Annotated in this window: 9 protein-coding genes and 1 pseudogene; 8 read left to right on the plus strand and 2 right to left on the minus strand. The window is 39.4% G+C overall.

The window, feature by feature from the left end; genetic code table 11:
- Nucleotides 1–290: 290 nt before the first annotated feature.
- The 3 genes from V470_07285 (at nucleotide 291) to V470_07295 (ending at nucleotide 2,931) form a co-directional block, all read left to right on the plus strand.
- Nucleotides 291–860 (plus strand): TetR family transcriptional regulator, encoded by a 570-nt coding sequence (locus V470_07285; protein AHZ48220.2) that lies wholly within the window; start codon nucleotides 291–293, stop codon nucleotides 858–860.
- Nucleotides 861–950: 90 nt separating this feature from the next.
- Entirely contained in the window at nucleotides 951–1,727 is a 777-nt protein-coding gene (locus V470_07290) for a ferredoxin reductase (GenBank protein AHZ48221.1), read from the plus strand.
- Nucleotides 1,728–1,854: 127 nt separating this feature from the next.
- Complete coding sequence (locus V470_07295) at nucleotides 1,855–2,931, plus strand: alpha/beta hydrolase (GenBank protein ID AHZ48222.1); 1,077 nt, start codon at nucleotides 1,855–1,857, stop codon at nucleotides 2,929–2,931.
- 81 nt (nucleotides 2,932–3,012) lie between these two features.
- On the opposite strand, the pseudogene V470_07300 reads toward V470_07295, so the two are convergent.
- Nucleotides 3,013–7,157, minus strand: a pseudogene (locus V470_07300) (cell wall anchor protein).
- A gap of 552 nt (nucleotides 7,158–7,709) precedes the next feature.
- Here V470_07300 and V470_07310 point away from each other — a divergent pair.
- Nucleotides 7,710–8,903 carry an oxidoreductase gene (locus V470_07310; GenBank protein ID AHZ48224.1) on the plus strand — a complete coding sequence of 398 codons (1,194 nt, stop codon included), beginning with the start codon at nucleotides 7,710–7,712 and terminating at the stop codon, nucleotides 8,901–8,903.
- Nucleotides 8,904–9,004: 101 nt separating this feature from the next.
- On the plus strand, nucleotides 9,005–9,634 hold the full coding sequence (locus V470_07315; protein ID AHZ48225.1) for a hydrolase: 630 nt from the start codon (nucleotides 9,005–9,007) through the stop codon (nucleotides 9,632–9,634).
- A 38-nt stretch (nucleotides 9,635–9,672) separates the two neighbouring features.
- Here V470_07315 and V470_07320 read toward each other — a convergent pair whose 3' ends face one another.
- Nucleotides 9,673–11,565 carry an endopeptidase gene (locus tag V470_07320; protein ID AHZ48226.1) on the minus strand — a complete coding sequence of 631 codons (1,893 nt, stop codon included), beginning with the start codon at nucleotides 11,563–11,565 and terminating at the stop codon, nucleotides 9,673–9,675.
- Between the two features lie 179 nt (nucleotides 11,566–11,744).
- Here V470_07320 and V470_07325 point away from each other — a divergent pair, with 179 nt between their 5' ends.
- Genes V470_07325 through V470_07335 form a run of 3 tightly spaced genes read left to right on the plus strand, consistent with a single transcriptional unit; the run spans nucleotide 11,745 to nucleotide 14,270 of the window.
- Nucleotides 11,745–12,467 (plus strand): manganese ABC transporter ATP-binding protein, encoded by a 723-nt coding sequence (locus tag V470_07325; protein ID AHZ48227.1) that lies wholly within the window; start codon nucleotides 11,745–11,747, stop codon nucleotides 12,465–12,467.
- Nucleotides 12,464–13,312 carry a manganese ABC transporter substrate-binding protein gene (locus V470_07330; protein AHZ48228.1) on the plus strand — a complete coding sequence of 283 codons (849 nt, stop codon included), beginning with the start codon at nucleotides 12,464–12,466 and terminating at the stop codon, nucleotides 13,310–13,312. The genes V470_07325 and V470_07330 overlap by 4 nt, the downstream gene beginning before the upstream one ends.
- A gap of 25 nt (nucleotides 13,313–13,337) precedes the next feature.
- Nucleotides 13,338–14,270, plus strand: coding sequence for a manganese ABC transporter substrate-binding protein (locus V470_07335; protein AHZ48229.1), 933 nt, complete (start codon nucleotides 13,338–13,340; stop codon nucleotides 14,268–14,270).
- The last annotated feature ends 30 nt before the right edge of the window (nucleotides 14,271–14,300 follow it).

Below are 14,300 nucleotides of genomic sequence, written 5' to 3' on the forward strand. Positions count from 1 at the left end.
TTCAAAATATCAAATACCTTAATAAAAAATCTATGGATTAGTATCTCTTACCTATTTTTCAAATTCAGATTAGTAAACGGACGCTAAATAGAGAATCATCCCATTGATATCATACCTTATTTTTAACTATAGTTCCAGCCTTATCCTATATTTTCCTTTTTGTGCTCATTTAGTTAGCGTTTCTTTAACTTATTTAATAGATCTAGCCTTCTTATTGACAAGCTAGCCATGATTTGTTAGAATATGAATGAACAGATTTATTTATTCATTCATGGAACAAAGGAGGTTAAATCATATTGGACAAAAAACAATCTTTAAAGACAGCAGCCTATGAAGTTTTTTCGAAAAAAGGTTACAAGGCAACAGGAATTTCAGAAATTGCTAGACAAGCTGGTATGGCAGTAGGCTCTTTTTATAACTATTACGAGAGTAAAGAAGCCATTTTTCTAGACATCTATATAGATGAAAACAACCGTGTTCGCCAAACTATGATCGAAGAACTGGATTGGGAAATTGATATGATTGATCTTATTAGTCAACTCTTTGCTCAGTCCAGAGCACTCGTTTCTTCCAATAAAATCCTTGCAGAATGGTACAATCCTGCCATAGCCGATGACTTGCATAGCTACTATTCCTCAGAAGAGGGCAAAGTCGCAAATCCATTTCATCAGTTTCTAGTAAAAACTTTTACAAACCGTATGCAGGCTGAGGGGTATTCTCCAGAAAAGATTCAAGAGATTTTACAAGTTTACAACCTATTTTACTACATGGATATGCATATCACGGAAAAAGATTTTCCAGATATTGGCAAAACTGTCGAAATACTTGCAACCAACTTCATAAAAGGAGTTCTAAAATAAAGAAAATGGTTTTCTTTATTTTTTTTTTGGAAATGTATGAATGAATTTATTTTTCGTTCATTCAGTGATTAAAATTAGGAGTCATAAAAAATGAAAAGAGGTAAAAAAATGTTTATTATCATTCTATCAACACTTGGATTACTAGCCCTTATAACTTGGGGTGCCATCGCCTATCTTGGACGAAGTCAAACATTATCGATAAAATCCATCGAAAACCCCAGCGGAGATTTATATTTAATTCATATCACAAAACCGAGTCATCAAATCTGGAAAGCTGGGGCTTATGCTAAGTTTACACTCCCTGATACCTCGTCCGCTACTAGGAAAAACGAAGCTAAGGGAGAGCAGACCAGTCGATGGCTAACCATTGCCTCCACACCTGATGAAGATGAAATCCTCATTTTAACGCATAATAGTGGTAGCCACTTTAAGGAAACCTTGACACATTTACCGACTGGCAGTGAGATTGAGATGAGTTGGCTTGATTCCTCTTTAACCGTTAAAGATACGAATCAGCCACTAGTTTGCTTTGCATCTGATGTTGGTATTTCTGCTCTACGCCCCCTTATCAAAGAATGGGCTGGTAAAGCACCAATTATTCTCAACCATTTTGACAAAGGAGTTACTATTTTCGATAATGAGATGAAGGAACTGGCTCAAAAAACATCGAATTTTACTTATAAAACTAGCGATGAATTTTCTCAAAGTCAAGCATTTTTAAAACACGCTATTGATGAATACGGCAATCAAGCCAGCTATCTCATCACAGGTCAGCCTGATGATGTAAATGAGATGAAGAATTTTTTAAAGGAAAATGGCATTGATAACAAAAATATCCAAGCAAGCTCGTTTAGGGGGTTGAAATAAAAGCAATCTGTCTTCTCTATATCTGAATCAAACCCTAACTACTAGGTCATTATGTAGAGCGGCTAAACAAGCCTACTAGCTAATTCTATGTAAATGTGGTAGGATAAACATAGAGAAAGGAGCTTTTATGGCCAATATTTTTGATTACTTGAATGATGTAGCATACGATTCCTTTTATGACCTTCCCGTGAACGAGTTAGATGTTCTTGCCTTGACCGAATTAACCTACCTTGCTTTTGATGATGTAGTTACCCAAGAACCACAGCGTCTCATAGATCTTGCACCTCAAATCCCTAGAGACACGACGATGTTGACCAATAAAAACCGTCTCCAGTTGTTGGATCAGCTCGCTCAACACAAACGCTTTAAAAATTGCAAGCTCTCAGACTTTATCAACGATATCGATCCTGAATTGCAAAAACAGTTTGCGGCTATGACTTATCGTATCAGTCTCGATACTTATTTGCTTGTTTTTCGTGGGACGGATGACAGTATCATCGGTTGGAAAGAAGATTTCCATATGACCTATATGAAGGAAATCCCAGCTCAAAAACATGCCCTCCAGTATTTAGAAGACTTTTTTGCTCAACATCCTAATCAAAAGGTTGTCATGGCAGGACACTCAAAAGGGGGCAATCTAGCTGTCTATGCTGCCAGTCAACTTGATCCAAACTTACAGAAAAACATTGTCGCTGTCTACACTTTTGATGCCCCTGGGCTTCACAAGGAACTAACCGAAACACCTGGCTATCAAAACATGATGGAAAAAACGAGAGTGTTTATCCCGCAAGGGTCTATCATCGGAATGATGCTGGAAATTCCGGATAAAAAAATCGTCGTTCGAAGCACCGCCTTAGGTGGCCTTGCCCAGCACGACACCTTTAGTTGGCAGGTTGAAGACAAACACTTTGTCCAACTGGACGAGACCAATAGTGACAGCCAGCAAGTCGATACTACCTTCAAGGAATGGGTTGAGACGGTCCCTGATACGGAACTGCAGCTCTACTTCGACCTCTTTTTTGGAATCATTCTCGATGCAGGTATCTCTTCTATCAACGACCTTTCTTCCTTCAAGGTCATTGAACACGTTCACCATCTCTTTGTCCAAGCCCAGTCCCTCACTCCTGATGAAAAAGAAATCATGGGGCGCTTAACCCAACTCTTGATTGACACCCGTTACCAAGCTTGGAAAAATCGAGAATAGACAAAAACCAACTAATCCAATGATTAGCTGGTTTTTTGTTTAAGAAACTAAAGGATACTACTTAGAATCTCGAGTATAGAATTAGTCTTCTTTTTTCTTGCGAGACACAAGTCCAAATCCGCTCATCAAACCAAGTACTCCTAGAGTTGCCAAAGCTGCATGATCTTCCGTACCAGTATTAGGTAATTCTTTGGTTGCTTTAGTAGTTAGAGATTGCTCAGTCGGTTTTTGTTGAGGAGCAGTAACAACTTTTTCGTAGACATGTTCTGTGTCACCGTTTGGAAGTTTCTTAGTCTCTATGGAATATCTTTCTTAGGTTGTTCACCGTCTTCGCTTGGAATTAATGTATTCCCCTTAGTATCTACAAATGAAGTAATTGGACGGACAGTCGGAGTGTATTTTGCAGTTATTTCTGTTCCGTTCTTATCAACTCGTTTGACTGTAACTCCTGAAGCCTTCCCAACAAAGTCTTTTTCTGGTGTGAAAGTTACCACACCATTTTCATCAATGGTATAAGTTCCTTCTCCCGGAACAACTTTCTTAGTTGTGCCATCATCAAAGGTTGGTTTAACATTTTCATCAATTTCAACAGTCTTCTCTACACCGTTTACTTCAACTTTACCACCAGTAAAAGTTGGTGTACCGTTTTGTGTTTGTCCTTTAGGTCCTTCAGACTCATCATCTGTAGAAGTTGGTTTAACAGGTATTACAGTCGGAGTATACGTTGCTGTAGCAGTTGCTGTAATATCCGTATCATTAGCATCTTTTCCTAATTTTGCAGTAAGTGAAACTGTGACAGGTGTAGCTGTACCGGTAAATGTCTTCAATGGAACAAAAGTTACTTCACCTGTTTCATTATTAATTGAGTACGTGCCCTGACCATCAATTGTTAGTGTATCAACAAATCCACCTGTTTTTGGATCTACTAACTTAGCAGGCGAAGAAGCACTTGGTTTTACTGGCGATCCATCTCCAACAGATGTAAAGGTTGGAGTTTCTTTTTGAGTAGCACCTTGAATATCAGTCGAAGTCACATTATGTCCTTCAATCGTATCAGTCACTGTAATATGGTAGGTTGTTGTAGCGGTTGATGAATCAACTCCATGATCAACTCCCGACTCAGTTCCACCGATTGTTGCTTCAGTAGTGTAATTTCCATTACTATCAATAACATCAATCTTAACAGTATATACTCCTACTTCATTTAAGCTATATCCACTAGCAATATTGTAGTTATTTGTATCTTGTTTAGTATCAAATACTTTTTGAACTCCTGAAGGCGAAGTTACTGTGATTCGAGTGATATAGGTAGTTTTTCCATATTTAGCATCTTCAGAGTCTGAGATGCTTACTGCAGCTTTTGCTTCATTACGAAGGTCGACAGCTGTACCTTTTGTTGAAGTATAATCTTGTGAAGTTGCTGTTGGTTTTGTATTTACAACCGTTGCCACATCCGTATTTGTGGCAATAGTCCCTCTAATAATACCACCAAATCCTGACTTAGTATGAACTTCCCAAGAGTCATTTCCAAGCTTAGTAGCAGTCACTTCCGTTCCATCAGATGACGCCCAGGTATTTGAATGTTTGTCATAAGTGACAGTTACTGACATTCCATCACCTACCTGATTAGTATTCTTAGAAACATAAATCGTTTCTGGGCGAGTTGGCGTTTCTACACTTGTCACTTTCCCAGTGCTATCAAGCTGTCGAATGTACTCATAGATATAAAATTTCATACCACCGTCTTGCTGAGCTTCTGTGTACACTTGACGTTTAGTCCATCTTGTCGTACCATCACTATTCAGTGTTTTACTTTCAGCATAGTCGCCAGGTAACTCCCAGTGTCCGGTAGCCTTATTAAAAGTAGCAGTATGTTTTTGCCCATCCGTTCCATTTAACTCAACTTGTTCACGTAAGAAAGTTCCCTTAACATTTTCAACAGATGCTTCCACTTTAATATTGTCCACACCAACTTTGGCAGTTGCCTCTGATGTCACAGGAATATTAAAGACTGTATCGGAATCTACAATACCTAATTCTTGATTTTCAGAAACAGCTGTGTTGGTTGAGGCACTGTCTACGAGCCATTTGCCATTAACTGCTTTTAGATTGGTTACAGTACCATCAGGCATTGTTACCTTAGCACTTGATGCACCTTTAGAAATTTTAACTGGTACAACCGTTGAGTAAGTCTCAACGTTTTGAACCTCAACCTTTGGTTTCACAACTAATGTTACGGTAGCATGTGCTTCTTGTCCAGATTGGTTCCAGACATTATTATTAGCCAACTTATCATAATCTTTTGCAAATACGGAGACTGTGTAAATTCCTGCTTCAGTTAATTTTCCAGAAATGATTCCTCTCCCCATATTCGTTTGATCAGCAGCTTGCTCATCAGAAGTACTGTTTGCAACACTATAGCTAGTACCTGGAATTAGGACTTTAGAATCATCTAATTGTTCACCAATGGTGTTATATCCTGAAACTCCTGTCACTGCTCTAGAAAATCTTTGAGGTACTCTTACAACTTTTCCTTCAACCGTTGTATAGTTATAAGTTCCTCGACTATTTGCTGGTGTTGCACTTGCACCTGACTCATCATAGAATTGAATATTTACATTAGCATCATCACCTACTTTACGATCATAACGCTCAGAGTCTGACTTTATTTTAGGAGGCGTGCTATCTTGCCACCCGACCCAACCAGCACGAAGATTCTGAATTTGGAAAGTTACTGTTCGACCATCTGTATTGGTCGCAGTAATATTAAATCGTAAATCATAAACTCCATTTTCAATATCCGCTATGACTTTTCCTTGAATTGTGTCTGTTTCTGAATCGTATGTCAAGCCCGGCACAAGGTTAGTTGGGGTTACAGAAGTTAAACTCCAACCAGCTTGCTTGGCACTTTCAGAAACAGCAATACGATTTTTCAAACCTTTAATATATACACGATCAATTCCTTGTTCATAACCCAATCCATAAATTTCTGTAGCTAGGTATTCATAACCACCATTAGCAGAGTAAATCGAAGTTGCAGCATTTGAAATTCTTGACCCATCCGCACGAAGTTTGTTTCTCCAAAGAGGTGCTTCTTCTGCTAATTTTTTAGCGGCATCAGGAGTTAATGGATAGTCTACACGTCCTTTGTTGTTATGACCTGTCTTTCCACCTTGTTCTGTATGCATCCCGTTTCCAGCATTTGTATCATTGCCAACTCGCTGATTAGAATAGACTTCTATCTCTAACCCTGTAGCATCAGTACCCGTAATTAATTTAATTTCTTGGACTGGAATCGTATAGGTATCCTTACCTGTATGATTTGCAGCGTTTGTTTCCGATGCATGAGTTGTGTTAGAACCCTCTTCAGCATAGAAATCTTGAGCAGCCAAAGCGACTCCAAAGTTTCCATCTTTTCCGATTCCTGCTTTCTTCAAATCATTGTAGACAGCAATAATGGAATCATTTAAGCGTGACAATTGATCATTGATTTGTTTAGCTGTAACGCTATCCGTAACTAACACTTTTTTAGCTTCCGCAATAACTTCCTTATTATTAGCTATCGCCGCCTCAATTGCCGCTTTGTTTTCAGCCTCAAGCTTATTTTTCCGGACTGCTTCAGTTGCTAAAACATTGGTTACCTCAGCTTCAGAGGTAACTTGTTCTAAGACTTTTTTACCTTCTTGGACTGGTTCGACAGTTTCTTTTGTTTCTTCTACTTTTTCTGCTTTTTCTGTAGATTCCGTTATTTTCTCAACTTCAACAGACTCAGCAAATACCGTAATTAAATCTTTAATCTTAGCAAGTTCAGTATCCACTTCCTCTTGCTCAACTATCTCTTTTGAGATGACAGATTTCGCAGAATCTAATAGTTCTTTAGCAGATGTTAGTACCACGTCATCTATATTCTTTACAGTATTTACTTTCTCTTCAAGTTCTGTAATTTTTTTAACTAAATCCGTTTTATCAACCGTCTTAAAGGCAACTTCTTTTTCTTTTTTTATCGAATTTTCGGGTGTTTTTGTTTCCGTAGAAGATTCCGTATTCAATGTCGATGTTGAAACAAGCGTAGTATCTGCTCCTTGAAGTTCCATCGCAGATACTGCTCCATTGCCCAAAAACATCAAACCTGCTGAAATTGCTACTGATGCTACTCCTAAACTATACTTTCGAATCCCGTATCGAATGTATTTCTCCGTTCTAAAACCCTGTTGCTTACTCTTCATAAGATACACAACCTCCCTATTTTTATTATGTTGATATTGAAATATAGAAAAACAAAATTTCTTTCTCTCCTTAAAAAGGCTTTTAAATTTTGATATTTCAAAAGGATTATATCCTCATATTCAATATGCATATTCATACTAACACTTTTCCCTATCTTTTTCAACAATTTATATAATTTTATTTTAGAAAAATACAAAAATAATTTAATGGTAAATACTTTAAAAAACCAATATTCATGCAGGTTTACAGCGTGTAAATTCCAGGAACCATTTATCTTAAAATTAAATAAAATACACTTTAATGTATCAATTTATTTTTTAGAGTCTTGTAGAAGTTAAATTTTTTCAAGCCTTACATTGTTATAACAAAAAATTTTCTATAAGAAGTGCATAAATTTAACAGTATATTTCTTAGCCATTATTTATAGATTATCATGAAGATTTGACTTAGAGGCCTAGAACCTAAACCTTGACTAGAGATTCTTTTTTTGTTAAAATGTAACAAATCTTATTACATCTAATATAAGATAAATCCATGAAAGGAATTCTACTATGAAATCATTAAAAGGTATTTTATTTATCGGACTTAGTATGCTTCTGACTATTCTAGCTTGGCTCAGTTCAGGTGCTAGTCAGTTTCTAATCCCTGGTTTAGCTCTCACTACCCTCTCACTTACTTTTATACTAGCTAGCCGTTTACCCTTGCTTGAGGCTTGGTTTAACGGACTTGAAAAGATGTACCTAGCTCATAAATTCACGGCTTTTCTATCCATTCTCCTACTAACCCTACACAACTTTAGCATGGGCGGTCTCTGGGGTTCGCATTTAGCCGCCCAGTTTGGAAATATCGCTATCTATATCTTTATCAGCATCGTTCTGGTTGCCTATCTGGGACAATATATCCAGTATGAAGCATGGAGATGGATTCATCGATTGGTTTATCTAGCCTATATCTTTGGCCTTTTTCATGTTTTGATGATCATGGGAAATCGTCTCCTCTCCTTTAGTTTCCTAGGTCTTATCTTTGGAATCTATGCTCTTTTAGGCTTGCTTGCAGGTTTTTATATTATTTTCCTTTATCAAAAGGTCGGTTTCACCTATCTTGGAAAAATCGTAGGAATCAAACGCCTCAATCACGATACAACTGAAATTGAAATAGAACTCAGTCACCCTTTCACCTACGAATATGGACAATTTGCCTTTCTAAAAATTTTCCAAAAAGGTTTTGAGACTGCTCCACACCCTTTCTCCATCTCTGGAGGGCAAGGACGAACTCTTTATTTTACGATAAAAAACTCTGGTGACCACACCAAGAATATCTATGACAATCTTCAAGTTGGTAGCAAGGTTGCAGTTGATCGCGCCTATGGACATATGACTATGGAACATGGTCCAAAGCAGCAAATCTGGATTGCAGGTGGAATTGGAATGACACCTTTCATCTCTTATATCCGAGAACACCCTATCCTAGACAGGAACGTCCGCTTCTACTATAGTTTCCGTGGAGAGGAAAATGCTGTCTACCTAGATCTACTTCGTGACTACGCCCGTCAAAATGCTAACTTTGACCTGCAGCTGGTCGATAGCAATGAAAAAGGATACCTGACTTTGGATCAAGAAGAAATCCCTGACCAGACTACAGTCTATATGTGTGGACCTCTTCCTATGATGAAGGCCCTTGCCAAGCAAATCAAGAAAAAGAATCCCAAAACAAAACTCATTTACGAAGGTTTCAAGTTTAAATAAGATTATTGTCCCTCTAACACAAAAGAGAGACTTTCTTTTCACTTTATTTCTCTCTTCTATGCTATACTTAGTTTAGTACATTCTTTGAGATTGGAGCCAGTATGAAAATCCATAAAACCGTGAATCCCGTTGCCTATGAAAACACTTATTACCTGGAAGGAGATCAACACCTGATTGTGGTTGACCCAGGTAGCCATTGGGAAGCTATCCGCAAGACTATCGAAAAAATCAACAAACCAGTCTGTGCGATTCTCCTGACCCACACCCACTACGACCATATTATGAGTCTGGACTTGGTTCGTGAAACTTTTGGAAATCCTCCAGTTTATGTAGCAGAGAGTGAAGCTAGCTGGCTTTACACTCCAGTCGATAATCTCTCTGGTCTCCCTCGTCATGATGATCTGGCAGATGTGGTCGCAAAACCAGCAGAACACACCTTTGTCTTTCACGAGGAATACCAGCTTGAGGAATTTCGTTTTACAGTTCTACCAACCCCAGGGCACTCTATCGGCGGTGTTTCTATCGTCTTTCCTGATGCTCATCTAGTCTTGACGGGAGATGCTCTTTTCCGAGAAACCATCGGACGGACAGACCTTCCTACAGGTAGCACGGAACAACTCCTCCATAGCATTCAGACGCAACTCTTCACTCTTCCTAACTACGATGTCTATCCTGGACATGGTCCAGCTACGACTATCGCTCACGAAAAGACTTTTAATCCCTTTTTTTAGAAAACAAAAAACCAAGGATAACATCCTTGGTTTTTGTCTTACCAAATAATCACACGGTCTTCTGGTGAACGCCACATGCCGTCGCCTTCTTTGACATCATAGGTTGTAAAGAAGTCATCGAAGTTTGGTACTTGAACGTTGACACGGAGTTTGGCAGGCGCGTGCACATCGACACTGGCCATGAGTTTCATCAACTCAGGACGGCCTTTCATGCGCCAGATACGAGCAAAGTTGTGGAAAAATTCTTCAACTGAGAAGTCTGGTTCTCTCTTAGCAGCTTCAAGGGCTGCAGCAATTCCGCCCAAGTCAGCAACGTTTTCTGATACAGTTAGTTTTCCGTTGATTCTTGCTCCGTAAGATTCTTGGCCATCAAACTGGTCGATAACTTTTTGTGTTTTTTCTTTAAAGGCAGCATAGTCACTCTCTGTCCACCAATCCTTGAGGCTACCATTTTCATCAAAGGACGCACCATTTGTGTCAAAGGCATGAGAGATTTCATGGGCAATAACAGCACCAATACCACCGTAGTTGGCAGAAGACGACTGATGCAAATCATAGAATGGAGCCTGTAAAATGGCAGCTGGGAAGACAATCAAGTTCTTCTGAGGATTGTAGTAGGCATTGACCATATGAGCTGGCATGCCCCATTCCTTGTAATCAACAGGCTGATTCCACTTGCTCCAGCTGTGCTTGATTTCCACACGCGCAAAGGCTAGGGCATTCTCAAAGAGACTGACAGTTTCGTCCACTACCTTGTCCTTATAGCGTTCTGGCAATTCCTCTGGATAACCGATATAAGGCTTGATGACATTGAGTTTGACAATGGCCTTATCTCGTGTTTCAGGCGTGAGCCAGTCGTTCTTAGCCAAACGTTCCTTATAAACGTCAATCATAGTCGCCACTTTTTTCTCTACGTCTGCCTTAGCTTCTGGAGAGAATTTTTCATGCGCATACCAGAGACCAAGGGCTTGCTTAAAGGGACCTTGGGCCAAGTGATAGGCTGCCTTGACCTTATCCTGAGCTTCTGGAACACCTGAAAGGGCACGACCATAAGCACCTGACAAGACACGAATCTCGTCTGTGAGATAGCTTGTTGAGAGATTGACCACACCCAAAATCAAGGTTGCTTTAAATAGAGGCCACGCTTCTTCACTATAAAACTGATCTGCTGCTTGCCAAAAACGTTCCTCGTCTACGATAACCTTATCTGGAGTTTGTCCAATTACTGCTTGGAAGAAGTCATCTAGAGGTAGTGCAGGGGCAAACTTTTTGAAATCTTCATAAGCGTATGGATGATAGAGTTTGGCATATTCTGAACTTTCTTCGTTTGAAAGAACCACTGCTGCGATACGACGGTCCAATTCCAATCGTTTCTCTAAAAGATCTTCGATTTCTTCATCTGAGAAGTTATAGGCTTTGAGGAGATTAGAAGTACTTTCTTTCCAAAGATTCAATAATTCCTCACGCTGAGGATGGTCTTCGGCATAGTAGGTTGTATCAGGCAAGATAGTTCCTGGAGCACTAGCCCAGAGAACATTGGTTCTAGCATCCATAAAGTCTGGTGATACGCCAAATGGAAGGAAATTTGGTTTGCCAGCTAATTCAAATGCTGCTAATTTGCTGGTAAAATCCGCAAAACTCTCCAAATCTTGGTATTCCTTGAGCAGAGGAAGAACAGGTTTGATCCCATCAGCTTCTCTCTTATCAAAATCACGTACCATACGATGGTACTTAACAAAGTTTGCGAGGATAGCGTCCTCTGGAACATCTTCCCCTTCCAACCACTTGTCCGTAGTTGCCAGCATTAACTCTTCAATCTCCTCATCAAGGTCAATAAAGCCACCTGTTCGAGATTTATCAGCTGGAATGACAGCTGTCTTTTCCCATTCGCCATTGATTGCATCATAAAAATCGTCTTGATAACGTGTCATCTTGTTCTCGCTTTCATTTTTTCACTTATTCTTAGCTTAGCAAAAAACACTTGGGAATGCAATTAAAAATGGTCTCTCTTTTTTCTTCATTTTTCAGTTATTATTTTAAATTTTTTAAAAATTAACTTGACTTAATTTTTTTTTTAAGGTATATTAAAAGACAGGAGGAAAATAACTGTATGATACGTATCGAAAACCTCAGTGTCTCCTACAAAGAAACGTTGGCACTAAAGGATATTTCACTAGTGCTCCAAGGACCAACTATTACCGGAATTATTGGTCCAAACGGTGCTGGAAAATCAACTTTATTAAAAAGTATGTTGGGAATTATCCCACACGAAGGCCAGGCCTTTCTCGATGACAAAGAAGTCAAGAAATCTTTACATCGAGTTGCCTATGTCGAGCAAAAAATCCATATCGACTACAATTTCCCTATCAAGGTCAAGGAATGTGTCTCACTGGGACTCTATCCATCTATCCCGCTCTTCCACACTTTAAAGGCCAGCCACTGGAAAAAAGTGGCGGATGCACTTGAAATCGTTGGACTCTCAGACTATGCTGATCGCCAAATCAGTCAGCTCTCTGGAGGACAATTTCAACGTGTGTTGATTGCCCGCTGCTTAGTGCAGGAAGCTGACTACATCTTTTTAGATGAGCCTTTTGTCGGGATTGACTCGATCAGTGAAGAGATTATCATGAATACACTGAGAGACCTTAAAAAAGCTGGTAAAACAGTTCTCATCGTCCATCATGACCTCAGCAAAGTCCCTCATTATTTCGACCAAGTTATGCTTCTCAATCGAGAATTGGTTGCTATTGGTTCAACTGAAGAAACCTTTACCGAAGTCAATCTCAAAAAAGCTTATGGTAGTAAGCTCTTCTTTAATGGAGGTGACCTATGATAGTAGAATTTATCGATGGATTGCAACATTTCCATTTCCTACAAAATGCCTTGATCACAGCTATAGTCATCGGGGTGGTTGCTGGAGCCGTGGGATGTTTTATCATCTTACGTGGAATGTCTCTCATGGGGGATGCCATCTCTCACGCAGTTTTGCCCGGCGTAGCCCTTTCCTTTATCCTGGGAATTGATTTCTTTATTGGAGCGATCATCTTTGGCTTGATGGCTTCCATCATCATTACCTACATCAAGGGGAACTCTATCATCAAGAGTGACACTGCCATTGGTATTACCTTTTCATCTTTCTTAGCCTTAGGTGTCATCTTGATTAGTGTTGCCAAGAGTTCGACAGACCTCTTCCATATCCTTTTTGGGAATATCCTCGCTGTCCAAGATACGGACATGTGGATCACCATTGGTGTGGGGGCATTGATTCTCTTGATTATCGGGATTTTCTTTAAACAACTATTGATTACATCCTTTGACGAGCTTTTGGCTAAAGCCATGGGAATGCCTGTTAATTTCTATCACTACCTCCTCATGGTACTCTTGACCCTTGTGTCAGTCACTGCCATGCAAAGTGTTGGAACGATTCTTATCGTGGCCATGTTGATCACCCCAGCTGCGACGGCTTACCTTTATGCGAATAGCCTAAAGAGCATGATTTTTCTTTCATCAACCCTAGGGGCAACCGCTTCTGTTTTGGGACTCTTTATCGGCTATAGCTTCAACCTCGCAGCAGGATCCAGCATCGTGCTCACATCTGCCAGCTTCTTCTTAATCAGTTTCTTTATCTCTCCAAAGCAACGATACTTGAAACTAAAAAATAAAAAAATCAATAAATAAGGGGAAACCCTTCTGGAGGAATCTAATGAAAAAATTAGGTACATTGCTCGTTCTTTTTCTTGCTATCATTGGATTAGCTGCCTGTGCTAGTGGGAAAAAAGATACAGCATCTACAAACCAAAAACTAAAGGTTGTAGCGACTAACTCTATCATTGCTGATATTACTAAAAATATCGCTGGTGACAAGATTGATCTTCATAGTATCGTTCCTGTTGGTCAAGACCCACACGAGTACGAACCACTTCCTGAAGACGTAAAGAAAACTTCTGAGGCTGACCTCATTTTCTATAACGGTATCAACCTTGAAACAGGTGGCAATGCTTGGTTTACCAAATTGGTCGAAAATGCCAAGAAAACTGAAAACAAAGACTACTATGCAGTTAGTGACGGCGTAGATATCATCTACCTTGAAGGTCAAAACGAGAAAGGCAAAGAAGACCCACACGCTTGGCTCAACCTTGAAAATGGGATAATTTATGCTAAAAATATCGCTAAACAGTTGATTGCAAAAGACCCTAGCAACAAGGAATTCTACGAAAAAAATCTCAAAGACTATACTGAAAAGCTAGACAAACTGGACAAGGAAGCCAAAGAGAAATTTAACAATATCCCTGCTGAGAAAAAACTCATTGTAACCAGCGAAGGATGCTTCAAATACTTCTCTAAAGCTTACGGAGTTCCAAGTGCCTACATCTGGGAAATCAACACGGAAGAAGAAGGTACTCCGGAACAAATCAAGACCTTGGTTGAAAAACTTCGCCAAACAAAAGTTCCATCACTCTTTGTTGAATCAAGTGTCGATGACCGTCCAATGAAGACTGTTTCACAAGACACAAATATCCCAATTTACGCACAAATCTTTACTGACTCAATCGCTGAAGAAGGTAAAGAAGGTGACAGCTACTACAACATGATGAAATACAACCTTGACAAGATTGCTGAAGGTTTGTCTAAGTAATCCATTAAAAACGTCGTTCTCACATGAACA

The sequence above is a fragment of the Streptococcus sp. VT 162 genome, from assembly GCA_000688775.2.
Lineage (GTDB): Bacteria > Bacillota > Bacilli > Lactobacillales > Streptococcaceae > Streptococcus.

What these genes read in the sequence shown, in the direction of transcription:
- V470_07290 (AHZ48221.1), top strand. Translation starts at nt 951, where the DNA reads ATGAAAAGAGGTAAAAAAATGTTTATTATCATTCTATCAACACTTGGA.
- V470_07295 (AHZ48222.1), top strand. Translation starts at nt 1,855, where the DNA reads ATGGCCAATATTTTTGATTACTTGAATGATGTAGCATACGATTCCTTT.
- V470_07310 (AHZ48224.1), top strand. Translation starts at nt 7,710, where the DNA reads ATGAAATCATTAAAAGGTATTTTATTTATCGGACTTAGTATGCTTCTG.
- V470_07315 (AHZ48225.1), top strand. Translation starts at nt 9,005, where the DNA reads ATGAAAATCCATAAAACCGTGAATCCCGTTGCCTATGAAAACACTTAT.
- V470_07320 (AHZ48226.1), bottom strand. Translation starts at nt 11,565, where the DNA reads ATGACACGTTATCAAGACGATTTTTATGATGCAATCAATGGCGAATGG.
- V470_07325 (AHZ48227.1), top strand. Translation starts at nt 11,745, where the DNA reads ATGATACGTATCGAAAACCTCAGTGTCTCCTACAAAGAAACGTTGGCA.
- V470_07330 (AHZ48228.1), top strand. Translation starts at nt 12,464, where the DNA reads ATGATAGTAGAATTTATCGATGGATTGCAACATTTCCATTTCCTACAA.
- V470_07335 (AHZ48229.1), top strand. Translation starts at nt 13,338, where the DNA reads ATGAAAAAATTAGGTACATTGCTCGTTCTTTTTCTTGCTATCATTGGA.